This window comes from Paenarthrobacter sp. NPDC018779, from assembly GCF_044391085.1.
Classification (GTDB): Bacteria; Actinomycetota; Actinomycetes; order Actinomycetales; family Micrococcaceae; genus Arthrobacter.
In genome coordinates, this window is record NZ_JBIRZS010000002.1 from 114708 (window position 1) to 141055 (window position 26348).

The 26348-nt window shown below is 62.7% G+C and carries 25 protein-coding genes; 20 read left to right on the forward strand and 5 right to left on the reverse strand.

The features are described 5' to 3' along the window. Window positions 1-138: 138 nt before the first annotated feature. The 6 genes from ACH488_RS02880 (at window position 139) to ACH488_RS02905 (ending at window position 5907) form a co-directional block, all read left to right on the forward strand. A complete protein-coding gene (locus tag ACH488_RS02880) occupies window positions 139-1233 on the forward strand; it encodes an ABC transporter ATP-binding protein (RefSeq protein WP_397322140.1) in 1095 nt (364 codons plus the stop codon). Further along, window positions 1233-1967 carry an ABC transporter permease gene (locus ACH488_RS02885; RefSeq protein WP_397322141.1) on the forward strand — a complete coding sequence of 245 codons (735 nt, stop codon included), beginning with the start codon at window positions 1233-1235 and terminating at the stop codon, window positions 1965-1967. The genes ACH488_RS02880 and ACH488_RS02885 overlap by 1 nt, the downstream gene beginning before the upstream one ends. Continuing rightward, window positions 1964-2710 (forward strand): ABC transporter permease, encoded by a 747-nt coding sequence (locus tag ACH488_RS02890; RefSeq protein WP_397322143.1) that lies wholly within the window; start codon window positions 1964-1966, stop codon window positions 2708-2710. The genes ACH488_RS02885 and ACH488_RS02890 overlap by 4 nt, the downstream gene beginning before the upstream one ends. Beyond that, complete coding sequence (locus ACH488_RS02895) at window positions 2707-3660, forward strand: ABC transporter substrate-binding protein (protein ID WP_397322145.1); 954 nt, start codon at window positions 2707-2709, stop codon at window positions 3658-3660. The genes ACH488_RS02890 and ACH488_RS02895 overlap by 4 nt, the downstream gene beginning before the upstream one ends. A gap of 120 nt (window positions 3661-3780) precedes the next feature. Then, a complete protein-coding gene (locus ACH488_RS02900) occupies window positions 3781-5001 on the forward strand; it encodes a pyridoxal phosphate-dependent aminotransferase (protein WP_397322146.1) in 1221 nt (406 codons plus the stop codon). 51 nt (window positions 5002-5052) lie between these two features. Further along, the gene (locus ACH488_RS02905; protein ID WP_397322148.1) at window positions 5053-5907 is read left to right on the forward strand and encodes a polyphosphate kinase 2 family protein; all 855 of its coding nucleotides are present in this window, start codon (window positions 5053-5055) and stop codon (window positions 5905-5907) included. A gap of 128 nt (window positions 5908-6035) precedes the next feature. Here the strand turns inward: ACH488_RS02905 and ACH488_RS02910 are convergent, their stop codons facing one another. Further along, window positions 6036-6278, reverse strand: a complete 243-nt coding sequence (locus ACH488_RS02910) for an exodeoxyribonuclease VII small subunit (protein ID WP_397322149.1) — start codon at window positions 6276-6278, stop codon at window positions 6036-6038. Window positions 6279-6354: 76 nt separating this feature from the next. Further along, on the reverse strand, window positions 6355-7632 hold the full coding sequence (gene xseA, locus ACH488_RS02915; RefSeq protein ID WP_397322151.1) for an exodeoxyribonuclease VII large subunit: 1278 nt from the start codon (window positions 7630-7632) through the stop codon (window positions 6355-6357). Between the two features lie 171 nt (window positions 7633-7803). Here xseA and ACH488_RS02920 point away from each other — a divergent pair, with 171 nt between their 5' ends. Both ACH488_RS02920 and ACH488_RS02925 read left to right on the forward strand, forming a co-directional pair. Next, window positions 7804-8670 carry a hypothetical protein gene (locus ACH488_RS02920; RefSeq protein WP_397322152.1) on the forward strand — a complete coding sequence of 289 codons (867 nt, stop codon included), beginning with the start codon at window positions 7804-7806 and terminating at the stop codon, window positions 8668-8670. A 9-nt stretch (window positions 8671-8679) separates the two neighbouring features. Further along, entirely contained in the window at window positions 8680-9765 is a 1086-nt protein-coding gene (locus tag ACH488_RS02925; RefSeq protein ID WP_397322153.1) for a 4-hydroxy-3-methylbut-2-enyl diphosphate reductase, read from the forward strand. Window positions 9766-9909: 144 nt separating this feature from the next. On the opposite strand, the gene ACH488_RS02930 is transcribed toward ACH488_RS02925, so the two are convergent. After that, window positions 9910-11160, reverse strand: coding sequence for a DNA recombination protein RmuC (locus ACH488_RS02930; RefSeq protein ID WP_397322154.1), 1251 nt, complete (start codon window positions 11158-11160; stop codon window positions 9910-9912). A 111-nt stretch (window positions 11161-11271) separates the two neighbouring features. On the opposite strand from ACH488_RS02930, the gene ychF reads away from it, so the two are divergent. From ychF to ACH488_RS02965, 7 genes are all read left to right on the forward strand, one after another. Next, on the forward strand, window positions 11272-12357 hold the full coding sequence (gene ychF, locus ACH488_RS02935; protein ID WP_397322155.1) for a redox-regulated ATPase YchF: 1086 nt from the start codon (window positions 11272-11274) through the stop codon (window positions 12355-12357). A gap of 150 nt (window positions 12358-12507) precedes the next feature. Then, window positions 12508-13020 carry a hypothetical protein gene (locus ACH488_RS02940; RefSeq protein WP_397322156.1) on the forward strand — a complete coding sequence of 171 codons (513 nt, stop codon included), beginning with the start codon at window positions 12508-12510 and terminating at the stop codon, window positions 13018-13020. Window positions 13021-13057: 37 nt separating this feature from the next. Next, the gene (locus ACH488_RS02945) at window positions 13058-13501 is read left to right on the forward strand and encodes a nucleotidyltransferase domain-containing protein (RefSeq protein WP_397322158.1); all 444 of its coding nucleotides are present in this window, start codon (window positions 13058-13060) and stop codon (window positions 13499-13501) included. A 413-nt stretch (window positions 13502-13914) separates the two neighbouring features. Further along, the gene (locus ACH488_RS02950) at window positions 13915-15597 is read left to right on the forward strand and encodes an ABC transporter substrate-binding protein (protein WP_397322159.1); all 1683 of its coding nucleotides are present in this window, start codon (window positions 13915-13917) and stop codon (window positions 15595-15597) included. Window positions 15598-15724: 127 nt separating this feature from the next. Beyond that, entirely contained in the window at window positions 15725-16654 is a 930-nt protein-coding gene (locus ACH488_RS02955; protein ID WP_397322161.1) for an ABC transporter permease, read from the forward strand. After that, entirely contained in the window at window positions 16644-17588 is a 945-nt protein-coding gene (locus tag ACH488_RS02960) for an ABC transporter permease (protein WP_397322162.1), read from the forward strand. Before ACH488_RS02955 ends, ACH488_RS02960 begins: the two co-directional genes overlap by 11 nt. Window positions 17589-17598: 10 nt before the next feature. Beyond that, window positions 17599-19308 carry an ABC transporter ATP-binding protein gene (locus ACH488_RS02965; protein WP_397322163.1) on the forward strand — a complete coding sequence of 570 codons (1710 nt, stop codon included), beginning with the start codon at window positions 17599-17601 and terminating at the stop codon, window positions 19306-19308. A gap of 89 nt (window positions 19309-19397) precedes the next feature. Here ACH488_RS02965 and ACH488_RS02970 read toward each other — a convergent pair whose 3' ends face one another. Next, entirely contained in the window at window positions 19398-20054 is a 657-nt protein-coding gene (locus ACH488_RS02970) for an SGNH/GDSL hydrolase family protein (RefSeq protein ID WP_397322165.1), read from the reverse strand. Window positions 20055-20530: 476 nt separating this feature from the next. Between ACH488_RS02970 and typA the strand changes: the two genes are divergently transcribed. Both typA and ACH488_RS02980 read left to right on the forward strand, forming a co-directional pair. Beyond that, window positions 20531-22447, forward strand: a complete 1917-nt coding sequence (typA, locus tag ACH488_RS02975; RefSeq protein WP_397322167.1) for a translational GTPase TypA — start codon at window positions 20531-20533, stop codon at window positions 22445-22447. Window positions 22448-22471: 24 nt separating this feature from the next. Then, on the forward strand, window positions 22472-22867 hold the full coding sequence (locus tag ACH488_RS02980; protein WP_397322168.1) for a hypothetical protein: 396 nt from the start codon (window positions 22472-22474) through the stop codon (window positions 22865-22867). Here the strand turns inward: ACH488_RS02980 and ACH488_RS02985 are convergent. Next, on the reverse strand, window positions 22854-23099 hold the full coding sequence (locus ACH488_RS02985) for a hypothetical protein (protein WP_397322170.1): 246 nt from the start codon (window positions 23097-23099) through the stop codon (window positions 22854-22856). The genes ACH488_RS02980 and ACH488_RS02985 overlap by 14 nt on opposite strands. 135 nt (window positions 23100-23234) lie before the next feature. Here ACH488_RS02985 and fdxA point away from each other — a divergent pair, with 135 nt between their 5' ends. The 3 genes from fdxA to ACH488_RS03000 all read left to right on the forward strand — a co-directional run bounded on the left by fdxA (window position 23235) and on the right by ACH488_RS03000 (window position 26240). Continuing rightward, a complete protein-coding gene (fdxA, locus tag ACH488_RS02990; protein ID WP_018776555.1) occupies window positions 23235-23561 on the forward strand; it encodes a ferredoxin in 327 nt (108 codons plus the stop codon). A gap of 14 nt (window positions 23562-23575) precedes the next feature. Continuing rightward, entirely contained in the window at window positions 23576-24724 is a 1149-nt protein-coding gene (gene dapC, locus ACH488_RS02995; protein ID WP_397322172.1) for a succinyldiaminopimelate transaminase, read from the forward strand. A gap of 232 nt (window positions 24725-24956) precedes the next feature. Continuing rightward, entirely contained in the window at window positions 24957-26240 is a 1284-nt protein-coding gene (locus tag ACH488_RS03000; RefSeq protein WP_387434892.1) for a citrate synthase, read from the forward strand. Window positions 26241-26348: the final 108 nt, after the last annotated feature.

Sequence of the window (26348 nt, forward strand, 5' to 3'; positions counted from 1 at the left end):
ATACGTGGCGTCGCTGACATCGCTTGGCCCGCTGGCTACGCTGGGTGAAGATCGGCTTTACAGCCTCAGTAAGCGTGCTTATGATCAATTGGCTCTACCGTCCGAGGATGTCGAAATTACAGATAGGTAAGCCCAGGTATGGCCGAAGCCATGATTGAGTTCCAGAGCGTGACCAAGCAGTACCAGGGGGGACAACCGGCGGTTGACGCTCTGAGCATGTCCATCGACAAGGGTGCCATTACGGTCTTTGTCGGTCCCTCGGGCTGCGGCAAGACCACGTCATTGCGCATGATCAACCGTATGGTTGAGCCCAGCGCGGGCACCATCACCGTCAACGGCGAGGATGTGTCAAAGGTCCCGGCCGCCCAGTTGCGCCGGTCCATGGGGTACGTCATGCAGTCCGCAGGGTTGCTCCCGCACCGGTCCGTGCTGGACAACATTGCCACCGTGCCGCGGCTGAACGGCGTCCCGAAAGCGGCTGCGCGGAAGCGCGCGGCGGAACTGCTCGACGTCGTCGGGCTGGCTTCCGGGCTCGGCAAGCGGTACCCGTCGCAACTCTCCGGCGGCCAACAGCAACGCGTCGGCGTGGCGCGTGCGCTCGCGGCCGATCCACCGGTGCTGCTCATGGACGAGCCCTTCAGCGCGGTGGATCCCGTCGTCCGCGACGAACTGCAGCAGGAACTGCTGCGCCTCCAGCGCGAGTTGGCCAAGACCATCGTGTTCGTGACCCACGACATCGACGAGGCAACGGTGCTGGGCGACAAGGTAGCGGTCTTTGCCGTGGGCGGGAAGCTCGCCCAATACGCGGCTCCGGAGGAGATCCTGCGGGCGCCGGCCAACGACTTCGTAGCCTCCTTTGTTGGCCGTGACCGGGGCTTCCGGCACCTGGCGTTCAACGCCGCCGACTCGGTGCAGCTTCATCCCGTCACCATGGTGGGAGCCTCGGACGGGCATCACGCGGGCAGGGACTCGGGGGAGTGGGCGCTGGTTGTGGACCAGGAGTCCAGGCCGCTCGGGTGGTCCTCGCCGCGGGACGGTGCCGGAATCATCCCCGGCGGATCACTCTTCCGCAAGGGGGACACCTTGCGGCGGGCGCTGGACGCTGCGTTGTCCTCCCCGTCAGGGCTTGGCGTGGCCGTGGACGACGACGGCAGGGTTGCCGGCGTCTTGAAGGCGCCGGAAGTCCTTGCCCTCATCGAGGAAGTCCGCCGCCGCAGGGAGGACGCCCCCTGATGGAGTGGTTCCTGGCGAACACGGGCATGGTGTTTGGCTTGGCGGGACAGCATCTGGTCCTGGCCGTCATTCCCATGCTCCTGGGGCTTCTGATTTCAATTCCCCTGGCACAGTTGGCACGCCGTAACGGCACCCTGCGGTCGGTGGTGGCCACGGCGACTTCCCTGCTCTACACCATTCCCTCACTGGCCCTGTTCATCATTCTTCCCACCATCCTGGGCACCCGGATCCTGGACCCCCTGAACGTGGTGGTGGCGCTGACGATCTACGCCGTAGCCCTGCTGGTCCGCGCAGCAATGGACGCGTTCGACTCCGTGGACAACGATCTTCGGAACGCAGCCGTGGCCATGGGCTTCAAGCCCCTGAACAGGTTCTTCCAGGTGGATCTGCCTTTGTCCCTCCCGGTGCTTTTTGCCGGGCTCCGCGTTGTCTCGGTCAGCAACATCTCACTGGTCAGCGTCGCGGCGCTGCTGGGTGTGGGCAACCTTGGCATGCTGTTCACGGACGGCTTGCAGCGCACCTTCGTCACGGAGGTAGTAGTGGGCATCATCGCCATCCTGGTGCTCGCGCTGCTGATGGACGCCGTGCTCGTGGTGCTGGAGCGGATCCTGACGCCATGGACCCGGGCCGCGGGGGGCAGCGGCCAAGCCAGCACCACGGCGATCGTCACCGAACCCAAGTCTGGGCCGGCACCGCAGGCATCCCCACGACCGGATCCGGGGGCATCGGCATGAGCAACATCTTCACGGACACCATCGCCTGGCTGATCGATCCTTTGCACTGGTCCGGCAGCGGTGGAATTCCTGCGCGTTTATCCGAACACTTGCAATACAGCGGCTTGGTGCTGGTCATCGCCGCGGCCATAGCCATTCCCGTTGGGCTCTACATTGGCCACACAGGCCGGGGCAGGGTGGTTGCGGTTGCCCTGGCCGGCGCCCTCCGTGCCCTGCCCACGCTCGGCTTGCTGGTGCTCTTCGCGCTCTTGGCGGGCAGCGGCCTCATGCCACCGGTCTGGGCCCTCGTGATCCTCACCGTTCCACCGCTCCTGGCAGGCACCTACGCAGGTATCTCCAGCGTCGATTCCACGGTGGTGGACGGCGCCCGGGCCGTGGGCATGACGGAGATGCAGATCCTGTTCCGCGTGGAGTTGCCCAACGGCCTGCAAGTGATGTTCGGCGGAATCCGGACGGCAGTGCTGCAAGTCATCGCCACAGTTTCGGTAGTTGCCTACCTGCCGTTGGGCGGGTTGGGCCGCTACCTCTTTGACGGACTGGTCCTCCAAGACTTTCCCCGCATGCTCGGCGGTTCCCTGTTGATCGCGGCCCTGGCGATCGCCGTCGACCTTGTCCTCGCCGCCATCCAGCGCCTGGTGCTGTCACCCGGCCTGGCCCCTGACTCCCGCGGACGCCAGAAGGCGTCCGACGGTCACCAAACCACAGCTCCCTCCGGGGCTGCCGTTCAAGGAGGTACACCATGAAAAACCCCGTCCCCATGACCCTTACGCGCCGTGGTCTCGGCGGCCTGGCAGCCGGCCTCGGTGTGGCGCTCGCGCTGAGCGCCTGTGGTGGCAGCCCCCTGGCAACACCTTCGACGTCGGCAGCCAGTGGATCAGCCGGCGGATCGTTGGTGGTAGGTTCGGCCGACTTCCCGGAAAGCCAGGTCATCGCCGAAATCTACGCCGGTGCCCTCAACGCGGCCGGAATCACGGCCACCACCAAGCCGAATATTGGGTCCCGCGAAATCTACTTCAAGGCGGTCCAGGACGGCTCGGTAGACCTCGTCCCGGACTACTCCGGCAACCTCCTGTCCTACCTGAACGCCGATGCCACGGAAGTCTCGGCCGATGACGTGTACAAGGCGTTGCCGGGCAAGCTTCCCGAGGGCCTGGGTGTGCTGGACGCAGCCAAGGCCGAGGACAAGGATGCCATGGTGGTCACCAAAGCCACGGCAGAGAAGTACCAGCTGAAGTCCATTGAAGACCTGGCCAAGGTGTGCAAGGACTTCACCATGGCCGCCCCGGCCACCTTCGAGACCCGCTCCTACGGTTTCCCGGGCTTGAAGAAGAACTACAACTGCGAGCTCAAGGGGCTGCAGCCCTTCAGTGACGGTGGTGGCAACCTGACCCTGCAGGCCCTGCTCGAGGACAAGGTCCAGGTGGCCGATATCTACACCACCACGCCGTCCATCGTTGACAACGACCTCGTGGTCCTCGAAGACCCCAAGAACAACTTCAAGGCCCAGCAGGTCCTGCCGCTCTACAACAAGTCCAAGATGACGGACAAGGCCAAGGACGCCCTCAATAACGTGTCCAAGATCCTCACCACCGAGGACCTCATCAACCTGAACCGTTCGGTGAGCGGCGACCAGAAGCAAAGCGCCAAGGACGCAGCCGCCGCTTGGCTTAAGGACAAGGGCATCGTCAAGTAACAGCTGACAAAAACCGCTTACGACGGCGGTGACGGACCCCCGCGGGTCCGTCACCGCCGTCGTGGTTTCTGTGAGGGACGTCTCAACGGAAGTCCATGACCGCTATGGCATATTTGAGGAATGGCGAATTTCAAGCAGTCCACCAAGCTTCATAATGTCCTCTACGACATCCGTGGACCGATTCTTCAGGCCGCCCAGCAGATGGAGGCGGAGGGTCACCGGATCCTCAAACTGAACATCGGAAACCCGGCACCGTTTGGTTTTGAAGCGCCTGACGCCATTTTGGTGGACATGATCCGCCACCTCCCCAACGCCCAGGGATACAGTGACTCGCGCGGCATCTTCTCGGCCCGGACGGCCGTATCCCAGTATTACCAAACCCGCGGCATCCAGAACATCCACGTTGACGACATCTACCTTGGCAACGGCGTCAGCGAGCTCATCACCATGTCCCTCATGGCGCTGCTCGAAGACGGCGATGAGGTTCTGATTCCCACCCCGGACTACCCCCTGTGGACGGCTTCTGTAGCCCTGGCCGGCGGGCGGCCCGTCCATTACCTCACCGACGAGGAGTCCGGCTGGCAGCCCGACCTTGAGGACATGGAAGCCAAGATCACGCCGCGCACAAAAGGCATCGTGGTCATCAACCCGAACAACCCCACCGGTGCTGTCTATCCGGAAGAGACGCTGAAGAAGATCGTGGCTCTGGCCGAGAAGCACGGCCTGGTGATCTTCGCGGACGAAATCTACGAGAAGATCCTCTACGAAGACGCCGTCCATGTGAACCTCGCCGGCCTGACGGGCGACGACGTGCTGTGCCTGACGTTCAGCGGCCTGTCCAAGGCGTACCGCGTCTGCGGCTACCGGGCAGGCTGGATGGCCATTTCCGGGCCGAAAAAGGATGCCGCGGATTACCTCGAAGGCATCAACCTGCTGGCCAACATGCGCCTGTGCGCCAACGTGCCCGCCCAGCACGCCATCCAAACGGCACTGGGCGGTTACCAGAGCATCAACGACCTCATCCTTCCCGGCGGTCGGCTCCTGGAACAGCGGAACAAGGCTTACGACCTCCTGAACGCCATTCCCGGCGTCAGCACCCAGCAGGCCAGGGGAGCGCTTTACCTGTTCCCCAAGCTGGATCCGGAGGTCTTCCACATCCGGGACGACGAGAAGTTCGTCCTGGACCTCCTGAGGGAACAAAAGATTCTGGTCTCGCACGGCCGGGCCTTCAACTGGGTACGTCCGGACCACTTCCGCATGGTCACCCTGCCCAACGTCAAGGACATCGAAGAGGCGATCGGACGCATGGCGGACTTCCTGTCGAGGTACCCGGGCAACTAGCCTGAGTTCCATGCTGCGCCGCCCGGGCGCTGCCCGGCAGGAAGGCAAGCCATGGTCGCTTCGGTTGAGTTCGCCAAGAGTCCAGCAGAAGTTTTGAGGGTGGATTCGGGATTCACACTTGCGGGTGTGGATCCCGAATCGACGCCGGGATATTCAGGCAACAAGGTGGACGGCAAGGCCTTGCTCGGTGCGCAGGATGCCAGGCTGACCGAACTCCAGGAGCAGTTGTTTGCGTCCGGAAAGTTCGGCAGTCCCAAGCGGTTGCTGTTGATCCTCCAGGCCATGGACACAGCGGGCAAGGGTGGGGCCGTCAGCCATGTTGTGGGTGCCATGGACCCGCAAGGTGTCCACCTGACAGCGTTCAAGGCACCCACCGAGGAAGAGAAAGCCCACGATTTCCTGTGGCGGATCGAGAAGCAGGTTCCGGCTGCAGGCATGGTGGGTGTCTTCGACCGCTCCCACTACGAGGATGTCCTCATCCACCGGGTGCACGGATGGGCCGACGCCGAGGAACTGGAACGGCGGTATGCAGCCATCAATGACTTCGAGGCGCGCCTGGCCGAGCAGGGAACCACCATTGTCAAAGTCATGCTGAACATCAGCAAGGACGAACAGAAAAGACGCCTGATCGCACGGTTGGACGATCCGACCAAGCATTGGAAGTACAGCCGCGGCGACCTCACCGAGCGGGCCTTCTGGGACGACTACATGGACGCCTACAGCGTCGCCTTCGAGAAAACATCCACCGACGTCGCCCCGTGGCACGTGGTTCCGGCCAACAAGAAGTGGTACGCGCGCATCGCTGTCCAGGAATTGTTGCTGGAGGCCCTTCGCGGGATGTCCCTGGACTGGCCCAAAGCGGAGTTTGACGTTGCCGCTGAACGCGCCTTGGTGGTCGAGTCCTGAGCTGTCCTTCGGCTTGCGTGCGGGGTTGCCGCGAGCCGTCCAGTCAGCCGTTTCTTCCTGTCAGTAGCGGCTTAGCCGTCGGGCTCGGGCAGTAGCGGGTTGCCCGTCGGTCGCGCGGCAGCACCCGGTTACTGACCCGCCCCGGAATCCGTGTTTGCCTCGCGGGCCGTTGCGAGCCGCTTGCGGGCGCCTTCCAGCCAGTCCTCACAGCGTTTGGCCAGCGCTTCGCCGCGTTCCCACAGGGCGAGCGACTCTTCCAGACTTGCGCCGCCGGCCTCGAGGCGGCCCACGACGGCCACCAATTGTTCACGGGCTTCTTCATAGCTCAGGGCGTCGAGCGACTCGGAGGCGTGTGCGGGGTTTTCGGTCATGGGTTTCCTTTGACTGGTGTCCCGGCCGCTTGGGCCGGCTGGTGGTCTATAGTGCGCCGTCGTTCGTGTCCTGGGATCATCGCCCGGCGATCTGGCCTTGCCCCACGGACGTTGCCCGGAAGCGTCCTTCCGCAACCCGGATGGCCAAAGCCGTTCCTTCCGGTGTCTGTTCCGGGCTGCTGACCACAGTGTGGCCCGCCTGGTCCTCGCCCACGATCTGCACCACGGCATAACCACGGTCGAGTGTCTTTTGCGGGGACAGGGCCCGTACTTGCGCGCGCAGGTGATGTACCTGGTCGAGGGCCCGCAGCACGGCTGTATTCACGGCAGAGTGGGACCTCTGCTGCAACCGGGCGATGTCCTCGGCACGCACCGCCACGAGGGTGTCCGGCGTGGCCAAAACCGGCCTCGACCTCAGGGCGTGCAGCCGGTCCGTTTCCGTGTCCACCATCCTCCCGATGCAGCGGCGCAGGTGGTCGCGGGCTTGCCGGACCGCCGCAAGTTCTTCGGAGACGTCCGGAACGATCCTCTTGGCTGCATCCGTTGGCGTCGAGGCGCGGAGGTCTGCAACGTCATCGAGGATCGGCCGGTCGGCTTCGTGGCCGATCGCACTGACCACCGGGGTTGTAGCGGCGGCCACGGCCCTGATCAGGTCCTCGTTGCTGAAAGGCAGGAGGTCCTCGAGGGCACCGCCGCCTCGGGCGAGGACGATGACATCCACGTGCGGATCCGCATCCAGCTTTTTGAGGGCGCCAATGATTTGCGAGACCGCAGTGTTGCCTTGGACTGCCACCTCGCGGACATCGAATTCGACGGCGGGCCAACGCAGCGCTGCGTTGCGCAGGACGTCCTTCTTGGCGTCCGAATCGCGGCCCGTGATCAATCCAATGCGGTGGGGGAGCAGCGGCAGCTTCCGCTTTCTGGAATCGGCGAAAAGCCCTTCTGCCGCCAAGGCCTGCCGAAGCCTCTCAATCCTGGCCAGGAGATCGCCCAGGCCTACCGGCCTGATGTCCTTGACGGACATGTTGAGTCGCCCGGTCTTCACCCAGAAATCGGCTTTCACCAAGGCCACTACGCGTGAGCCGCGTTCCAGCGGAGTCCGTTGGCGGTCCAGCACGGTGGACCACACCGAAGCAGGCAAGGAGATTTCGGCGTCGACGTCACGAAGAGTCAGGAACGCGTTGCCACCGCGGCGGTTCATTTCGATGACCTGGCCCTCGATCCATGCAGCAGGTGCACGTTCGATGTGGGCCTTGAGCTTCCGCGACAACAATTGCAGGGGCCACGGGTTGTCCGGGCTGGTCTCGGCAGCAGTTGCAGGCAGTGTCGATTCAGGGCTGGCTTCAGCTGACATGGGTGATCCGTGCTTTTTCCTGCATGTGCCTGTCCTCGGTAGCCTTGCGCCCGCCGGTTACCGGGCTGCTTTCCAACTCTATCCATAGCCGCAGCCGCCGGGTCCCTTATTTTTGCCTGTATGTGGACAGTCCTAGGATGGTTGGACAGCCCCCTAGCACCGAGGTAGACCTTGCGTACTTTTGTCTCAGCAGTGGGAGTGATCCTCGCTTTGCTGCTCATAGCCGTGGCCGTGCCTGCAGCATGGGTTGATGCGAATGTGGTCAAGGAGGACGGCTTCGTTCGCATGGCCGGTGCCTTGGGCAAGGACCCCGACTTTCAGAACCGCCTGACCGGCGCGGCCGTGAGCACCTTCGAGTCCTCCGTGCAACTGCCCGAGCCGGTCCGCAACCTCGCGGGCGATGCCCTCAAAGGCGCTGCGAACGGCATGCAATCGTGGAGCGACTATCCGCAGGCTTGGGAAGAAACGGTCCGGAACAGCCACCGCCTCAATTTTGGCGGCCAAACCGAAGAGTCCGGTTCCCCCACTGCTTTGCTCCTGGACATTGCGCCGCTGGTCCGGCTCATCAGGGACCACTTCGCTTCGTCCACCGGGATCACCCTGGACGTCCCGGCTGAGAGCGTGGTGACGCTGGGGCAGCCGTCGCAGCGGCAGATCGTGGAGCGCGTATCTGCCTTCGCCCCGTTGTGGTGGGTTGCCGCACTGGGCGCCGCGGTGTCGGTTCTGCTCGCGCTGGCCGCGGCGCGCAGGCGCGCGCTGGTTTTCGTCTTCCTGGGACTTGGCGGGCTGGCTCTGGCCGCCCTCTGGAGCACGACGGCGGACCTCGCCGTTAGTTCAGTCCAGAACCTTTCCAGCGGCAACAGTGTGGCGGAGTTGTTCAAACAGGAGTTCCTCGAGTCGTCGCGGTCCGGCTTTGGTCAATGGATAGTCGTGGATGTTTGGGTCTCGGCTGCCGTCCTGGCATTGGGATTCCTTGGGTGGTTGGTAGCCGGGAGACGGCGGTCACCTTCGGCAAACCGGGCCACCACTGCCCGGTAGCATGGAAGGATGACCAGCACAGCAGTCTCCATTCCGATGCCCACGGTTCCCCGCAGACGTCGATCTCCCGAAGAGGTACTGGCGGCTGCTCCTGTGAACGGGACCAAGAAAGTCCTCCTGGCAGCCCCGCGTGGGTACTGCGCCGGCGTCGACCGTGCTGTCATCGCGGTCGAGAAGGCCTTGGAGCATTACGGACCTCCGGTCTATGTCCGCAAACAGATCGTCCACAACGTCCATGTGGTTTCCTCCCTTGAAGAAAAGGGCGCCATCTTCGTCGATGAGACGGACGAGGTCCCCGAGGGTGCCTTGGTGATCTTCTCTGCCCACGGAGTATCGCCTGCCGTGGTGCAGTCGGCTGAGGATCGGGGCCTGCGCACCATCGATGCCACCTGCCCGTTGGTGACCAAGGTTCACCGCGAAGCCGTGCGCTTCGCGAAAGAGGACTACGACATTTTGCTGATCGGCCACGACGGCCACGAGGAAGTAGAAGGTACGGCCGGCGAAGCCCCGGACCATATCCAGATCATTAATGGCCCGCATGAAGTAGGCAAGGTTAAGGTCCGCAATCCTGAGAAGACCATCTGGCTTTCCCAGACCACCCTGAGCGTCGACGAAACCATGGAAACCGTCCGCATGCTCAAGGAACGGTTCCCCACGCTCCAGGATCCGCCCAGCGACGATATTTGCTATGCAACCACCAACCGCCAGGTAGCCATCAAGAAGATCGCTCCGCAGGCCGACCTCGTGATCGTGGTGGGATCGGCCAACTCCTCGAATTCCGTCCGCTTGGTCGAAGTTGCCCTGGAGTACGGTGCAAAGACGTCGTACCGCGTGGATTTCGCCAATGAGGTGGATGAAAGCTGGTTCGAAGGCGTCGCCACCGTAGGCGTCACATCCGGCGCTTCGGTGCCGGAGGTTCTGGTCCAGGAAGTGCTGAGGCTGCTCGCAGACTACGGTTACGGCGAGGTCCAGGAAGTTGTGACGGCCGAAGAGGACCTTCTCTTCTCCCTGCCGAAGGAACTCCGCGCCACCCTGAAGCAGGCCGGCGATGTGAGCCGGGCACTTGGCGGACGCGGAAACCGCCCTACGTCCTAGAAAGATTCAGAAACTGGCCCCGGCCGGGTGATTGTCACATGAGTGAGAGTCACCCAGCCGGGGCCGTTTCTTTTGTCGGTATTTTGGCTGAAGCGGTGAAGAGTTGCTTACCCAAGCCCTCCACAGACCGCCTGGCCCGCTTTCCTAGGCGGCCGACTCGCGGTCGTGGTCCGTCTCGACCCGTGACTCCACGGCAAGGAGCTCCGGCGCTGCGAGGGAGCGCGGCACGGCCTCCACCGACGGCGGGGCGACGAGTCCGGCGTCGTCCATGGTGTTAAGTTTGCGGGCCGTGGGCAGAACCCGCGCCTCCAAAGTTCCCACCAAGGCGTTGTAGCGATCCACGGACGTTTTGAGGGAACTACCCAGTTTCCCGACATTCTCGCCCAGCGTGCCCATACGTTCGTACAACTGCCTTGCGAGTTCGAAGAGCTCGTGGGCGCTGTCCGTGAGGACGTCCTGCCGCCATGTGAAGGCCACGGATTTCAGGACCGCGAGCAGCGTTCCCGGCGAAGCCAGTACCACGTTCCTGGACAGGGCATGCTCCAACAAAGCCGGGTCCGCTTCCAAGGCCGAGGCCAGGATCGACTCGGCGGGCAGGAAGCAAATGACCAATTCGGGGGAGTTGCCGGGGATGTCCCAATACTTCTTCGAAGCGAGGGCATCAATGTGGGCCTTGAGCGCCTTGGCGTGCTGGGCAAGGAGCACTTTGGGATCTTGGTTGGCTGAAGGCGTGACGGACTCGCCGAGGGCACCCTCGCCGTGGAGCTGCTCCTGCGCCGCCAGGTATGAAGCCAGGGGCACCTTGGCATCCACTACCAACTGTTTGCCGCCGGGAAGCTGGACCACAAGGTCTGGACGCAGGGTGTTGTCACTGCGTGCGGAATGCACCTGCTCGTGGAAGTCCACGTGGCGCAACATACCCGAGGCCTCAACCACACGGCGAAGCTGGACCTCGCCCCACTGGCCGCGGGCACTGTTGGATCGCAGTGCGGATGCCAAAGCATGCGTCGACCTGAGGAGCTGCTCGTCAGAGAGCCGGGCGTCCTGCAGTTGCTGCGCCAATTGCCCGTACTGTTCCACGCGGTCGCGCTCCAGGAGCGAAACCTGCTGCTGGACTGCGGTCAGCTTCTCGGCGACCGGGGCAAGGGCGCGCAGGACGCTGCCGTCCGAGGTCCGTGCCTCGCTCAGTTCCCGGTTCTGTGCGAACAAGAGCCGACGTTCGGCGTCGGCAGCTGCGAACTGGACCGTCACCTCCGAAAGGCGGGACGAAACGGCGTCGAAGTCCGCTTCAAGTCCGGCGCCCCGGCGCTGGAAGAGCACATACCCGATGCCAAGTCCGACGGCCGCTCCGATCAGCAGCATGAGCAGGGCCAGAACCAATCCAAATCCATCCATGCAGTAACCCTGTCACAGGGGTACGACAGTTTTAGTGCAGCCTCGCGTGTGACCCTTCGGTGCCGGTTTCAACAAGAAAGTCCGCGGACGTTCCGGGTAGAATCAATCCTCGTGGCTCTTACTATTGGCATCGTCGGACTGCCCAACGTCGGCAAATCAACCCTTTTCAACGCACTGACCCGCAACCAGGTGCTTGCTGCGAACTATCCGTTCGCAACCATCGAACCCAATGTCGGCGTCGTGAACCTGCCGGACCCCCGCCTTGCGAAGCTGGCGGAGATCTTCGGTTCGCAGAAGTTGCTGCCCGCGCCGGTGTCCTTCGTGGACATCGCCGGGATTGTGAAGGGTGCATCGGAGGGTGAAGGCCTGGGGAACAAGTTCCTCGCCAACATCCGCGAGGCCGAGGCGATCGCCCAGGTTGTCCGCGTCTTCGACGACCCCGACGTTGTGCACGTCGACGGCAAGGTGGACCCACGCTCCGACATGGAGACCATCAATACCGAACTGATCCTGGCCGACCTCCAGACGATCGAAAACGCGATCCCGCGCATCGAAAAAGAAGTCAAGATCAAAAAGCGTGAAGCGGCCGAGCTGAACGCCATCAAGGCTGCACAAGCTGTGCTCGAACGCGGCGACACCATCTTCTCGTCGATCAAGAGCGACAAGCTGGAGATGGGACACCTCAAGGAGCTCGGCCTCCTGACGGCCAAGCCCTTCATCTACGTCTTCAACGCCGACGAAGGCATCCTCGGCGACCCCGCCAAGCAGGATGAGCTGCGCGAGCTCGTTGCCCCCGCCGATGCCGTGTTCCTTGACGCGAAGCTTGAGGCAGACCTCGTGGAACTGGACGAGGAAGAAGCCCGCGAAATGCTGGAAATGAACGGGCAGAGCGAATCCGGGCTGGACCAGCTCGCCCGCGTCGGCTTCCACACCCTTGGCCTGCAGACCTACCTGACTGCCGGCCCCAAGGAAACCCGCGCCTGGACCATCCGCCAAGGTGATACCGCTCCGCAAGCAGCCGGCGTGATCCACTCCGACTTCCAGCGCGGCTTCATCAAGGCCGAAGTTGTGTCCTTCGACGACCTCATCGATGCCGGCTCCATGGCCGAGGCCAAGTCGCGCGGCAAGGTCCGCATCGAAGGCAAGGAATACGTCATGGCCGACGGCGACGTGGTGGAGTTCCGCTTCAACGTCTAGTTTTGCGAGCCAACATGGCCCCGATCCAAGCTGAGCACCGCAGCTCGGATCGGGGCTTCCTTTTTCCGGAAAGAGAACTATGCCACCGAGTTGTCCACATAGCGCCGTGGAGCGCCTCTCAACGGTCAGCTACTTGGCAATACTGGGCAGATGGGAATCAGATACTACGCATTTGCCTTCGACGGAGACATGACTGATCGGGTACTCGCCGACCCAAGAAGTGTTATGTCATCGGATCCACTCGCAGATGCCTGGGGGTTCGAACCAGGAGCTGAGGTCGGTTTTCCCACTTTCGAACAATCCATACCTGAGCGCGACATGCTCTATTTGGACAAGGCATGGAGGGAACTGCAGGCTTTCACTGCCCCGTCCAGGACAGGAGCGGATGCAAGACCGGCCTTTCGCATGTTCGAGGGCGAGGTAACCATGCATTATGACGGCTGGGAATCATGGATTCGGGTGCTGCCACCGATGGACGTACCGGCAATCGCCCAAGACTTGAGCGACATCACTGACGCAGAGTTGGGAAACTGGTTGCAGGGTTCCTTGCGTTTCCAGAGGGACTCGAACGTCTCCTACGCCGTTGGCTACCTGCAGCGGGCGCGGGCTTTCGTCAATGATCTGGCGGCCTCCGACCGTGGCTTTGTTTATCTCATTGGTTAGCCTGGGACAGCGGAATATCACGCGATATTATGGCGGTATGGGCAATGCCGTGAGGGAACTCCGTGAGGCTGCCGGAATCAGCCAGGGTGAGTTGGCCCGGCGCTCCGGAGTGGCGCAGCCAAACATTGCGGCGTACGAATCGGGCCGCCGCAATGCATCCCGGGGGATGCTGGATCGTCTTCGTGCCGCTGCGCGCCCCTTGCCGCACGTGGTCCTTGCCTCGCGGGCGCAGGAGCTACGTGAATTGGCTGGCCGTTACGGATTCAGCAACGTTCGCGTCTTTGGGTCGGCCGCACGTGGAACCGATGGTCCGGGGAGTGACCTGGACATCCTGGTGACTCGTCCGGAGGGCATCGGACTGTTGACGGTGGCCGCGTTCGCCGCCGCAGCGAGTGAATTACTGGGAGTCGAAGTCGATGTCGTCACGGACGGCGGCCTGCGTGCAGATCACGAAATCCTGACGACGGCGGTCGCAGTGTGAATCAACGGGACGCCGCCGCGCTCAAGTAAAGCTCCGTCTCCTCAAGGTGCCGTGGTCTCTTATCAAACGCATGGGGGATCGCCTCGCGAATACCTGGACGGCGGCGCCTAGCGCATAGCCCCGGTCCAGCTGAGAGATCAGCAGGACCGGGGCCCTTTCTTACCTAAAAACAGTCCTGTCCTGCTGTCAGACAGCGAATATTACCACCGAGTAGCCTTTGACTTGAAATCCCCGGCAAATTAGGCAAGTGGAGGTTGCGGAACGGTTACAGTTTGGCTGGTTGGTTCCAACATTCGGACGCAATGTGGGTAGGCTTACACTCACATGTAGGCAACGTCACAGTAGGAATCTGTGCCCGCGCCTGGGGGAATCACGAACTTCCCTGACCAACTCCACGACTCATAGGAGGCGGAATGCGTTTCTCGCGCACTTCCAAAGCTCTGGGCGTAGCGGCGATCGTCGCCCTCGCCATGACCGCCTGCGGTGGCGGCACGGGCGGCAATACGAACAGCTCGGCCGCTGCCGACCCCAACAAGGTCATCACCGCTTACAGCAATGAACCGCAGAACCCGCTGCTCCCGGCGAACACCAACGAAGTGTACGGTGGCCGCGTCGTCGAGCTGCTGTTCGAAGGCCTTCGTTCCTACGACGCCAACGGCAAGCCGGTCAACGCGCTGGCGGAGTCCATCGATACCACGGACTCCCAGAACTGGACCATCAAGGTCAAGTCTGGCGCCAAGTTCACCAACGGCGAGCCCATCACGGCCAAGACGTTCGTTGACTCCTGGAACTTTGCTGCGCTGAGCACCAACCTCCAGAACAATGGCTTCTTCTTCGAATCCATTGAAGGCTACGCCGATGTCAGTGCCGTCAACGAGACCACGGGCGCTGATGGCAAGAAGACCTCCACCCCGGCTCCGACTGCCCAGACCATGTCCGGTCTGGCAGCCAAGGACGATCAGACCATCACGGTCAAGCTGTCCCAGCCGGAAGCCGACTGGTCGCTGCGCCTGGGTTACTCCGCTTTCTACCCCCTGCCCTCCGAGGCGCTGAAGGACTCCAAGAAGTTCGGCGAGAACCCGGTGGGCAACGGCCCGTACAAGTTCGAGAAGGAAGGTGCCTGGGTCCACGACCAGTCCATCTCCCTGGTCAAGAACCCCGATTACACAGGTCCGCGCACTGCCAAGAACGGCGGCGTGACGTTCAAGTTCTACACTGACCCGGGCCCCGCATACACGGACCTTCAGGCCGACAACCTTGACGTGACCGACGTCCTGCCGTCCAACGCCCTGAAGACCTACACCACTGACTTCCAGGACCGTAACTCCACCAAGCCTGTGGCCAACAACTCCACCCTGAACATCCCGGGCTACAACCCGAACTTCCAGGGTGAAGCAGGCCTGCTCCGCCGTCAGGCCCTATCCCACGCCATCAACCGTGACGAGATCACTAAGGTGATCTTCAACGGCACCCGCACCCCGGCCACCGAATTCACGGCTCCGGTACTGGATGGCTACAACGACAACATCCCGGGCAGCGATGTCCTGAAGTTTGACGCCCAGAAGGCCAAGGACCTGTGGGCCCAGGCTGAAAAGATCAAGCCGTACGATGCCTCCAAGCCGCTCCAAATTGCTTCCAACACCGACGGTGGCAACAAGGAATGGATCGACGCCGTAGCTAACGGTTTCAAGAACAACCTCGGTATCCAGGCCGAAATCCAGCCGTTTGCCAAGTTTGCTGAGGTCCTCGACCTGCGCAAGTCCCAGTCCCTCCCGGGCCTGACCCGTGCAGGCTGGCAGGGCGACTACCCGTCGCTCTACAACTTCCTCGGCCCGGTTTGGGCAACCAACGCTTCCTCCAACTACGAGAAGTACTCGAACCCTGAGTTCGACAAGCTCCTCAAGGAGGGCCTGGCTGCAAAGACGCCTGAGGACGCAAACGCCAAGTTCAACAAGGCACAGGAGGTCCTCTTCAAGGACCTTCCCGGCCTGCCGCTGTGGTACCAGAACCGCCCGATCGTGTGGAGCAACAACGTTGTGAAGGCCGAGACCGGCTGGAACGGCGGCATCCTCTACTACAACATCGAGGCCAAGTAATCCTCAGGATCTGAACTTGCCGTGAGGCATTGGGGGCCCGGCCATGGCGCCGGGCCCCCAATTGCTTGCCTCGGCAGGAAGGCAAACATGACACACCTACACCCGTCCAGAGAAAGGGGGGTGAACCGTGGTCCGCTACATTCTGCGTAGGCTCCTCCAGGTGATTCCCGTCTTCCTGGGAACCACACTCCTTGTCTACTACATGGTGTTCGCCCTCCCTGGCGACCCCATCGCAGCACTCTTCGGCGAACGCCAGCCCCCGCAGAGCGTCATCGACGCGCTCCGGGCACAGTACAACCTGGACCAGCCTTTCTGGGTCCAGTACGGCATCTTCCTGAAGAACCTCTTCACGTTCAACCTTGGTGTTGACTTCACCCAGCAGCCCATCGCGGCCGCACTTGCCCGCGCCTTCCCAGTGACGGCAATGCTGGCCATCGAAGCCCTCATCATCCAGGCCGTCTTCGGCATTGCGTTCGGTGTTTTCGCCGGCCTGCGCAAGGGCAAGCTTTTCGACTCGACCGTCCTGGTCATGTCCCTCGTCGTGATCGCCGTACCTACCTTCGTCCTGGGCTTCGTCTTCCAGTTGGTGTTCGGCGTCCAGCTTGGCTGGGCCAAACCGACCGTCGGAGCCAATGCCGACTGGGGCAACCTGATCCTGCCAGCAGTCGTTCTGGGCTTGGTGTCATTCGCCTACGTATTGCGCCTCACCCGTGCATCGGTCAGCGAAAACATGAACGCCGACTACGTCCGGACCGCAACCGCCAAGGGCCTGTCGCGGCCCCGAGTCGTGATGGCGCACATCCTGAGGAATTCACTGATCCCGGTGGTGACCTACCTTGGTGCCAACCTCGGTGGCCTTATGGGTGGCGCGATCGTCACTGAAGGCATCTTCAACGTCCCAGGTGTAGGCAACAAACTGTTCCAGGCAATCCAGCGCAGCGAGGGGCCAACCGTCGTTGCCATTGTGAGTGTCCTTGTCCTGGTGTTTGTTGTGACCAACCTCCTGGTTGACCTCCTGTACGCCTGGCTTGACCCAAGGATCCGCTATGACCAGTAACACCGAACACTTCGTTGCACCCGTCGATGAGACACCGCTGCTGGCTACGGACAGTGTCAAGACTGAAAATGCCCCGTTGAGCCTCTGGGCCGACGCCTGGCGCAAGCTTCGCCGTCGTCCGCTCTTCATCATCTCGTCGTTGCTCATCCTGCTGCTCATCACCGTCGCCTTGTTCCCGGGCCTCTTCACCAGCGTGGCTCCCAACAGCGACTGCCAATTGTCCAACTCCGAGGCCGGTCCGACTGCAGGTCACCCCCTGGGCTTCACGCTTCAGGGTTGCGATGTGTACTCACGCGTTATCCACGGCACGCAGGCCTCCTTGTCCGTGGGTATTCTGTCCGTCCTGTGCGTGATCATCATCGGCGTCACGCTCGGTGCGCTGGCCGGTTACTACGGCGGCTGGCTGGACGCGGTCCTGGCACGTTTGGGCGACATCTTCTTCGCCCTGCCGATCATCCTCGGTGCTTTGGTCATCACCCAGTTGCCGCTGTTCCGGGAGAACAGGAGCGTCTGGACCGTGGTGCTCACCATATCCCTGTTGGCATGGCCGCAGATGGCACGTATCACCCGCGGCGCCGTGATTGAAGTGCGCAACGCCGACTTCGTAACGGCCGCCCGCTCCTTGGGCGTTTCCAAGTTCGGCGCCTTGGTGAAGCACGCACTGCCCAACGCCCTTGCGCCCGTCATCGTGCTGGCGACGCTTGAACTCGGTGTGTTCATCGTCCTCGAGGCAACGCTGTCCTTCCTGGGTGTCGGCCTGCCGACGAGCGTGATGTCGTGGGGTAATGACATCTCGGCAGCCAATGCGTCCATCCGCACCAACCCGGGCATCCTGCTTTACCCGGCAGCCGCCTTGTCCATCACCGTCCTGAGCTTCATCATGCTTGGTGACGCCGTCCGCGATGCTCTTGATCCCAAGAGCCGTCAGCGCTAAGGAGGCGAACATGACTTCAGCCAACATCAGCATCGATGAAGCCACGGCGACGGCCAGGCCAATTCTGGAAATCAAGGACCTCGCCATTACCTTCAAGACCGGTTCCGGTGAGGTAAAGGCCGTCAAGAACGCCCACCTGACCATCATGCCGGGCGAAACGGTCGCCATCGTGGGGGAGTCCGGTTCGGGTAAATCGACGACGGCGCTCGCCGCCATTGGTCTGTTGCCGAACAACGGCCGGGTCTCGGGCGGGCAGATCCTGCTCGACGGCGAGGATATCGCCCATGCGCCCGAGAAGCGGATGATCGAACTTCGCGGCAGCCACATCGGCATGGTTCCACAGGACCCCATGTCCAACCTGAACCCTGTGTGGAAGATCGGCTACCAGGTACGCGAGACGCTCAAGGCCAACGGGCGTCCCGACGGTCCTGAGGACGTGGCCCGTGCACTCGCCGAGGCCGGCCTTCCGGACGCCGCCCGTCGGGCAAAGCAGTATCCCCATGAGTTCTCGGGAGGCATGCGCCAACGCGCCCTGATCGCGATCGGCCTGAGTTGCCAGCCGAAGCTGCTCATCGCCGACGAGCCGACGTCCGCTTTGGATGTCACGGTTCAACGTAAGATCCTGGACCACCTGGACACCATGACCACCGAGCTTGGCACGTCGGTGCTGCTCATTACGCACGACCTCGGCCTTGCTGCCGAACGCGCGGACAAAGTAGTGGTCATGTACCAGGGCAACGTGGTGGAAGCCGGTCCGTCACTCGAACTGCTCCGAAACCCGCAGCACCCGTACACCAGACGACTGGTGGAATCTGCACCATCACTGGCCTCCCGCCGCATCCAGGTGGCCAAGGAACAAGGTGTCGAAGCCGAGGACCTGCTGGCACCCACTACGGTGGCAGAAAGTCGTGCCACGGACGATGTCCTGCAGATCAAGGACCTCCGAAAGGTGTACAAGCTGCGCCAAGGGCTGGGTCAGGCGACGGACTTCGCAGCCGTCGATGGCGTCAGCTTCAACGTCAAGCGGGGCACCACTACGGCGATTGTGGGCGAGTCGGGTTCCGGCAAATCCACGGTTGCCAAAATGGTGCTCCAGCTGGAGAGCCCCACGGAGGGCCAGATCGTGTTCGACGGCGTCGACACGGCAGGCCTGAAGGGCAAGGAACTGTTTAAGTTCCGGCGTCGCGTGCAACCGATTTTCCAGGATCCTTACGGCTCGCTGGACCCGATGTACAACATCTTCCGAACCATCGAAGAACCGCTCAGGGTCCACAAGATCGGCAACGCGGCCAGCCGCGAAAAGAAGGTCCGGGAGCTGCTGGACCAGGTTGCCTTGCCGCAGACCACCATGCAGCGGTACCCGAACGAACTCTCCGGCGGCCAACGCCAGCGTATTGCCATCGCGCGTGCTTTGGCGCTCGACCCCGAGGTCATCATCTGTGATGAGGCCGTCTCCGCTCTGGACGTCCTGGTCCAGGCCCAGGTACTGAACCTTTTGGCTGAACTGCAGGACAACCTCGGCTTGACCTACTTGTTCATCACCCACGACCTCGCGGTGGTCCGGCAGATCGCGGATCACGTGTGCGTCATGGAGAAGGGCAAGCTCGTGGAAACGGGGAGCACCGACGAGGTGTTCGACAACCCGAAGCAGGCTTACACGCAGGCTCTGCTGGATGCCATCCCCGGTGGCTCCTTGCTGTTGCCCCCGGCGGTGGCCTGACCGCCGTCGTACTCCACGGCAGCGGCACTAATGCGAAGAGCCGGTGGTCCCCGAAAGGGAACCACCGGCTCTTGCCGTTATCGCAATGACTACTGGGTGGGTGCCGGGGTGTCCGACTCCGGCCGCGGCTGCAGGCCCAGGGAAGCCAGTTGGCCGGCGAGGACTTTGCCCAGTTTTTCATGTCCGGAGGGCTTCATGTGTACGCCGTCCTGGAGGTCCTTGACGGCGTCGTACCGGCTCAGCCAGTCTCCGGCGCTGACGAAGGGGATGTTGTTCTTGGCCGCAACCCGGCTCAGCAAGGCGTCTACCTCGGTACGCCGTCCGCCTCCGTTATCGGCACCCTTGGCCAAGGTACCGATCATGGCCAGGCGCGAACCGGGGTAGCGCTTCTTGAGCACGGCGAGGAGGCGGTCGGCATTGGTGGAGATCTGCGCATCGGTGGCCTTCTGGGCGGCGTCGTTGCCACCACCCTGGACCACGATCAGCGGGGGTGCTCCATAGGGCAGCACCCAGTCGCCGCGCTGGAGGGCGTCGATGTAGTTTCCGGTCTTGGATGTTGAAGCAACAAAGCCCGTGCCACCCATGCCGGCAACGTAGAGCTTGTAGCCGAGTGCTGCGATGCCGCGCTGGGGCCATGAGTCCTTCGGCTGCGACTGCGAATCGCCAATGAGGACCGCCGTGTGCCTGACGTCGGCGAGGATGATCTCGTTGCGGTCATTGGCCGGGTTCCGGTAGAGCGAACCCACCGGAAGATCCGGTGAAGGAGATGCCGAAGGAAGCCCTTGCGGCTTCTGGGCGGCCGCCGTGGCAGCCGCGACAGGTGCGGGCGAACCCGATGAAAGGGTAGGGGATGGCGTATTTGTCCCGCAGCCTACCGACAGAACGCCCACGGCGATCAACGGTGCGAACAAGCGGAACACGGCCGAAGCTTTTCGCATCGATTTTCTCCGAAGGGCACTGGTTCCTGCAGACATCATGGGGCATGCCAGAGGGAAAATCCAGCGTCTTGAGATGAACTTTCGCAAAACCTGAGCAAGCGTGAGGGAAGGCACATTCACCCGCAGGATGTCTTGCCTTTTAGGCCCACTCATGCTGGTGCGTTTAGAATAGCCATAGGTGCCCTGTGTCCCGGGGTCTTTTCGTTGTGTGTTCCGGTCCGGAAGATCAGGTATGCGCGCGGATGAAAACAGCTGACTTCACCACTGAAACGAGTCATAAACGCATGTCTGAAACTACCGTTAACACTGCGTCGCGGAGCGATCTGCGCAACGTCGCGATCGTTGCACACGTTGACCACGGCAAGACCACCCTGGTCGATGCCATGCTCAAGCAGACCAACTCCTTCGCTGCCCATGGCGAGGTTGAGGACCGCGTCATGGACTCCGGCGACCTGGAGCGTGAAAAGGGCATCACCATCCTCGCCAAGAACACGACCGTTGCCTACAACGGCCCGTCTTCAAACGGCGAGACCATCACCATCAACGTCATCGACACCCCCGGCCACGCCGACTTCGGTGGCGAGGTTGAGCGCGGCCTGTCCATGGTTGACGGCGTCGTGCTGCTGGTTGACTCCTCCGAGGGTCCGCTGCCCCAGACCCGCTTCGTCTTGCGCAAGGCCCTCGCGGCGCACCTGCCGGTGATCCTGCTGGTCAACAAGACCGACCGTCCTGACGCCCGCATCGACGAGGTTGTCCACGAGTCCATGGACCTCCTCCTTGGCTTGGCTTCGGACCTCGCGGACGAGGTTCCGGACCTGGACCTGGACAAGGTCCTTGAGGTTCCTGTGGTCTACGCCGCCGCCAAGGTTGGCCGCGCTTCCCTGGAACAGCCGGCCAACGGCTCCGCCCCGGAGAACGAAGACCTTGAGCCGCTGTTCAAGACCATCATTGAGCACATCCCGGCACCGACGTACAACCCGGACGGTGTCCTGCAGGCACACGTGACCAACCTGGACGCTTCCCCGTTCCTCGGCCGCCTCGCCCTGCTCCGTATCTACAACGGCACGCTGCGCAAGGGCCAGCAGGTTGCCTGGGCACGCCAGAACGGTGAGCTGAAGACCGTCAAGATCACCGAACTCCTCGCCACCAAGGCGCTGGAGCGCGTTCCTGCAGAGTCTGCAGGCCCGGGCGAGATCGTGGCCGTTGCCGGTATCGAGGACATCACCATCGGTGAAACCCTCACGGACGTGGAGAACCCCGAGCCGCTGCCGCTCATCACCGTGGACGATCCCGCGATCTCCATGACCATCGGTATCAACACCTCCCCGCTGGCCGGCAAGGTCAAGGGTGCCAAGGTCACGGCCCGCCAGGTGAAGGATCGCCTGGACAAGGAACTGATCGGTAACGTCTCCATCAAGGTCCTCCCCACCGAGCGTCCCGACGCCTGGGAAGTCCAGGGCCGTGGTGAGCTCGCCCTGGCCATCCTCGTGGAGCAGATGCGCCGCGAAGGCTTCGAACTGACCGTAGGCAAGCCGCAGGTTGTTACCCGCATGGTCGACGGCAAGCTGCACGAGCCCATGGAACACATGACCATCGACGTCCCCGAAGAGTACCTCGGTGCCGTTACCCAGCTCATGGCCGCCCGCAAGGGCCGCATGACCAACATGGCCAACCACGGTACCGGCTGGTGCCGTATGGAGTTCATTGTTCCTGCCCGTGGCCTGATCGGTTTCCGCACCCGGTTCCTCACGGACACCCGTGGTGCCGGTATCGCTGCCTCCATTTCCGAAGGCTACGAGCCGTGGGCCGGTCCGATCGAATACCGTACCAACGGTTCGATGGTTGCCGACCGTGCAGGCGTTGTGACGCCGTTCGCCATGATCAACCTCCAGGAGCGCGGTTCCTTCTTCGTGAAGCCCACCTCCGAGGTTTACGAAGGCATGATCGTGGGCGAGAACTCTCGCGCTGACGACATGGACGTGAACATCACCAAGGAAAAGAAGCTCACCAACATGCGTGCAGCTTCCTCGGATTCCTTCGAGAACCTGACCCCGCCGCGTGAGCTGACCCTTGAAGAGTCGCTCGAATTCGCCCGTGAGGACGAGTGCGTTGAGGTTACGCCGGAGGACATCCGTATCCGCAAGGTGATCCTGGACGCCAACGAGCGCGCCAAGGCCAACCGCGCCCGCGCCAAGGCGTAGTGTCCAACAGCCCGGAGCAGTAGTTTGAACAAGAGAGTCGCCAGTGCGGCCCGTGGCATTGCCATGGCCGTGCTGGCGGCTCTTTTTGTCGCAGTAGCCGGAACGGTACTGCACCGGCAAAGCGTGGTGATTTCCGGCGTCGAGCTTTACTGGGGAGCCGGTGCCGCCCTGCTCCTGCTCGCTTCGGTCCAACTATGGTTGGTGGCGTGGTCGGCTTCGGTGATTCCGACGGCGGTAGCCGGCCTTGTTGCCTATGCCACCGTTGGGTTGTTGTCCTCTGGCGGGCCTGACAAACGCCTGGTGCTCGGCGACCTGCCGGGAAACGTATGGGTCTTCGGCATTGCCGGTGTGACCCTGTTGATGCTTGTAGCTGCGGCCTGGCTGGTGGCCAGATGGAAAGCGGCCCTCAAGGGCGGTTAAGGGCGGACCGCCGGGGTGGCGGTGGCGGAACCTGCTTGGCCGCGATCACCATGGCAAGCGGAATTTCGACGTCGGAGGTCCGGGTCCGCACGGTGCAACTGTTTCCGTTGACCGACACCAAGTAGCCCAGCGCGTCCGTCAGACCTTCCTGGATCTTGTACCGGACCACCACCCGGGTACCCGGTTCTGCGGTGAGGAGGAATTGTCTGGGCGGCAAATGCGGGGGAGTCACCGATTCATACTAAGACGCGGGCTAGGTTGGCGTCACAGCCCTGTTGGATAATAGGCTCGGAAGTTCAGTGCCCGGCGTGAAGCCGGCCGTATTAACCCGGCCTTCGCCGGGACAAACCGTTGAGAGGTCTGGGACGTGACGTACGTAATCGCGCAGCCGTGTGTGGATGTCAAGGACAAGGCATGTATTGAAGAATGCCCTGTCGACTGCATTTACGAAGGTGAGCGTTCCCTCTACATCCACCCCGACGAATGCGTCGACTGCGGTGCCTGCGAGCCCGTGTGCCCGGTGGAAGCTATCTACTACGAGGATGACACCCCGGAAGAGTGGGCCGACTACTACAAGGCCAATGTGGAATTCTTCGACGACCTTGGCTCGCCGGGTGGCGCCGCGAAGATCGGCAACACCGGTAAGGACCACCCGTTCATTGCCGCGCTGCCGCCGCAGAACCAAGACCACTAAGGGCGGTTGCATCCTTGATTTCCGCGGCACCGGCTTTCGGCCTTAACCTGCCTGACTACCCGTGGGAAGCCATGGCGCCCTACGCTGCCACGGCTGCGAAGCACCCTGGCGGTGCAGTGAACCTGTCCATCGGCACGCCCGTGGATCCCACGCCGGGCCTCATCCGTGATGCCCTCGCAGCGGCTTCTGATGCCCACGGCTACCCCACTGTCCACGGAACCGAGCCGTTGCGGCAGGCCGTGGTGGATTGGTTTGCCACCCGACGCGGGGTTCCGGGGCTTGATCCCCGCGACGTCATGCCAACCGTAGGCTCCAAAGAACTGGTGGCCTGGCTCCCGTTCCTGCTCGGCCTGGGCAGTGGTGACGTCGTGGTCAGGCCGACTGTGGCCTACCCGACCTACGACATCGGGGCGATGCTCGCCGGAGCCACAGCCGTGGCCGCGGACAACCTGGATGAACTGGACGCAGCTACCCGTGCCAAGGTGCGGCTGGTGTGGATCAACTCTCCGGGTAATCCCACCGGAAGCGTGCGCAGTGTTGAGTCCTTGCGTGAAATCGTCGGCCAGGCCCGTGAACTCGGTGCCGTCGTGGCCTCGGACGAATGCTATGCCGAGCTCGGCTGGGGCGAATGGGATGCGCAGCGCGGTGGCGAAGCAGTGCCGAGCGTCCTGGATCCCCGGGTCACAGGCGGTTCCACCGACGGGCTGTTGAGTGTCTACTCCCTCAGCAAGCAGTCGAACCTCGCAGGGTACAGGGCGGCCTTCGTTGCCGGGGACTCCGCGATCATGGCCAACCTGGTCAACAGCCGCAAGCATGCCGGAATGATTGTTCCCTTCCCGGTCCAGGAAGCCATGCGTGTGGCTCTTGGGGACTCGGGGCATGTGCTGGCGCAGAAGGATCTCTACCGCAGCCGGCGTGAACGGATCGTTCCGGCGCTTGAGAAGTTCGGCCTGCAGATCCACGAGTCGAAGGCCGGGCTGTACCTCTGGTCCACGGCCGGTGAAGCCACATGGGACACGGTGGCGCGCTTTGCGGATTTGGGCATCGTGGTGGGTCCCGGTGTTTTCTATGGCGACGCCGGCAACGGCTTCATCCGCGTGGCGCTGACCGGTTCCGACGAGCGCATCGACGCCGCCGTGGAGAGGTTAAACTCAGCCTCATAACGATGCTGTGACTTGCAGCACAAACGCTGTGTTTCCGCCAGTAACCAGACGGCACGGATTAGTTCCGGGGGGTTACTGGCGGTAACTTTTTAACTGACTATCAATGGTGGCCTTCAATAAGAAAGCACTTCGGCCGTTGGAGCCCTGCAACAGTGGGGCCGAATGCGGCGTCACCAAGAGTTGGTTGGACAAGCGTTCTATAGAGGCCCAGAGGCCTCATGAAGGGGACTCCATGACTGAGACCACCAGCGCGACACTGCGCCATGCCGGCGGCGAACTCGAACTGCCGCGCATCAAGGTTGTAGAAGGAAACGAAGGTTACGACGTTTCCAAGCTGCTGAAGCAGACGGGCGCCGTTGCCTATGACCCCGGCTTCATGAACACAGCCGCCACCACGTCGGCCATCACCTACATCGACGGAGACGCAGGCATCCTGCGCTACCGCGGTTACCCGATCGAGCAGTTGGCCCAGCACTCAAGCTTCCTGGAAGTTTCCTACCTGCTGATCTATGGCAACCTCCCCACCCCCACCGAACTGGAAGAGTTCGATCAGCGCATCCGCCGCCACACGCTCCTCCACGAGGAATTGAAGGGCTTCTTCGGCGGCTTCCCCCGCGACGCGCACCCCATGCCCGTCCTCTCCTCGGCCGTTTCCGCGCTGTCCACCTTCTACCAGGACTCGCTGGATCCGTTCAACGCGGAGCACGTGGAGGTTTCCACCATCCGCCTCATGGCCAAGCTCCCGGTCATCGCGGCTTACGCCCACAAGAAGTCCATCGGCCAGCCCATGCTGTACCCGGACAACTCCATGAACCTGGTAGAGAACTTCCTCCGCCTGAGCTTCGGCCTCCCGGCCGAGCAGTACGAGCTTGATCCCGTTGTGGTCAAGGCGCTGGACCTCCTGCTCATCCTGCACGCGGACCACGAGCAGAACTGCTCCACCTCCACCGTGCGCCTGGTGGGTTCGTCCAACGCGAACCTCTTCGCGTCGGTATCCGCCGGCATCAACGCCCTCTTCGGACCCGCCCACGGTGGCGCCAACGAGGCCGTCCTGAAGATGCTCCGCCAGATCCAGGCCGACGGCATCAAGCCCGAGGACTACATGGAGAAGGTCAAGAACAAGGAAGACGGCGTCCGCCTCATGGGCTTCGGACACCGCGTCTACAAGAACTACGATCCCCGTGCCAAGATCATCAAGGCCACGGCCCACGAGGTCCTCGGCAAGCTCGGCGGCAACGACGAACTGCTGGACATCGCCATGCGCCTCGAAGAGAAGGCCCTCGCGGACGACTACTTCATCCAGCGCAAGCTGTACCCGAACGTCGACTTCTACACCGGCCTCATCTACAAGGCGATGGGCTTCCCGGAGAAGATGTTCACGGTGCTCTTTGCCATTGGCCGCCTTCCGGGCTGGATTGCCCAGTGGCGCGAAATGATCAACGATCCCCAGACCAAGATCGGCCGTCCGCGGCAGCTCTACACGGGGGAGCCGGAGCGCAACTACCCGGCCAACTAATACGGCGATTAACGACGTCGGGCGCCCCCCCCCCGCGCGGGGGGGGGGCCCCCGGGGGGATAGCCCCCGGGGGCGAGGGGGCGACCCAACCACGCCGGGGGCCCGAAC

Bases quoted from the DNA above. Each gene is read 5' to 3' on its own strand.
- xseA (WP_397322151.1), bottom strand. From the start codon at position 7,632: ATGTCAGCTGAAGCCAGCCCTGAATCGACACTGCCTGCAACTGCTGCC.
- ACH488_RS02895 (WP_397322145.1), top strand. From the start codon at position 2,707: ATGAAAAACCCCGTCCCCATGACCCTTACGCGCCGTGGTCTCGGCGGC.
- ACH488_RS02885 (WP_397322141.1), top strand. From the start codon at position 1,233: ATGGAGTGGTTCCTGGCGAACACGGGCATGGTGTTTGGCTTGGCGGGA.
- typA (WP_397322167.1), top strand. From the start codon at position 20,531: ATGTCTGAAACTACCGTTAACACTGCGTCGCGGAGCGATCTGCGCAAC.
- ACH488_RS02960 (WP_397322162.1), top strand. From the start codon at position 16,644: ATGACCAGTAACACCGAACACTTCGTTGCACCCGTCGATGAGACACCG.
- ACH488_RS02945 (WP_397322158.1), top strand. From the start codon at position 13,058: ATGGGCAATGCCGTGAGGGAACTCCGTGAGGCTGCCGGAATCAGCCAG.
- ACH488_RS02925 (WP_397322153.1), top strand. From the start codon at position 8,680: ATGACCAGCACAGCAGTCTCCATTCCGATGCCCACGGTTCCCCGCAGA.
- ACH488_RS02905 (WP_397322148.1), top strand. From the start codon at position 5,053: ATGGTCGCTTCGGTTGAGTTCGCCAAGAGTCCAGCAGAAGTTTTGAGG.
- ACH488_RS02950 (WP_397322159.1), top strand. From the start codon at position 13,915: ATGCGTTTCTCGCGCACTTCCAAAGCTCTGGGCGTAGCGGCGATCGTC.
- ACH488_RS02900 (WP_397322146.1), top strand. From the start codon at position 3,781: ATGGCGAATTTCAAGCAGTCCACCAAGCTTCATAATGTCCTCTACGAC.
- ACH488_RS02890 (WP_397322143.1), top strand. From the start codon at position 1,964: ATGAGCAACATCTTCACGGACACCATCGCCTGGCTGATCGATCCTTTG.
- ACH488_RS02940 (WP_397322156.1), top strand. From the start codon at position 12,508: ATGGGAATCAGATACTACGCATTTGCCTTCGACGGAGACATGACTGAT.
- ACH488_RS02910 (WP_397322149.1), bottom strand. From the start codon at position 6,278: ATGACCGAAAACCCCGCACACGCCTCCGAGTCGCTCGACGCCCTGAGC.
- ACH488_RS02965 (WP_397322163.1), top strand. From the start codon at position 17,599: ATGACTTCAGCCAACATCAGCATCGATGAAGCCACGGCGACGGCCAGG.
- ACH488_RS02930 (WP_397322154.1), bottom strand. From the start codon at position 11,160: ATGGATGGATTTGGATTGGTTCTGGCCCTGCTCATGCTGCTGATCGGA.
- ACH488_RS02880 (WP_397322140.1), top strand. From the start codon at position 139: ATGGCCGAAGCCATGATTGAGTTCCAGAGCGTGACCAAGCAGTACCAG.
- ACH488_RS03000 (WP_387434892.1), top strand. From the start codon at position 24,957: ATGACTGAGACCACCAGCGCGACACTGCGCCATGCCGGCGGCGAACTC.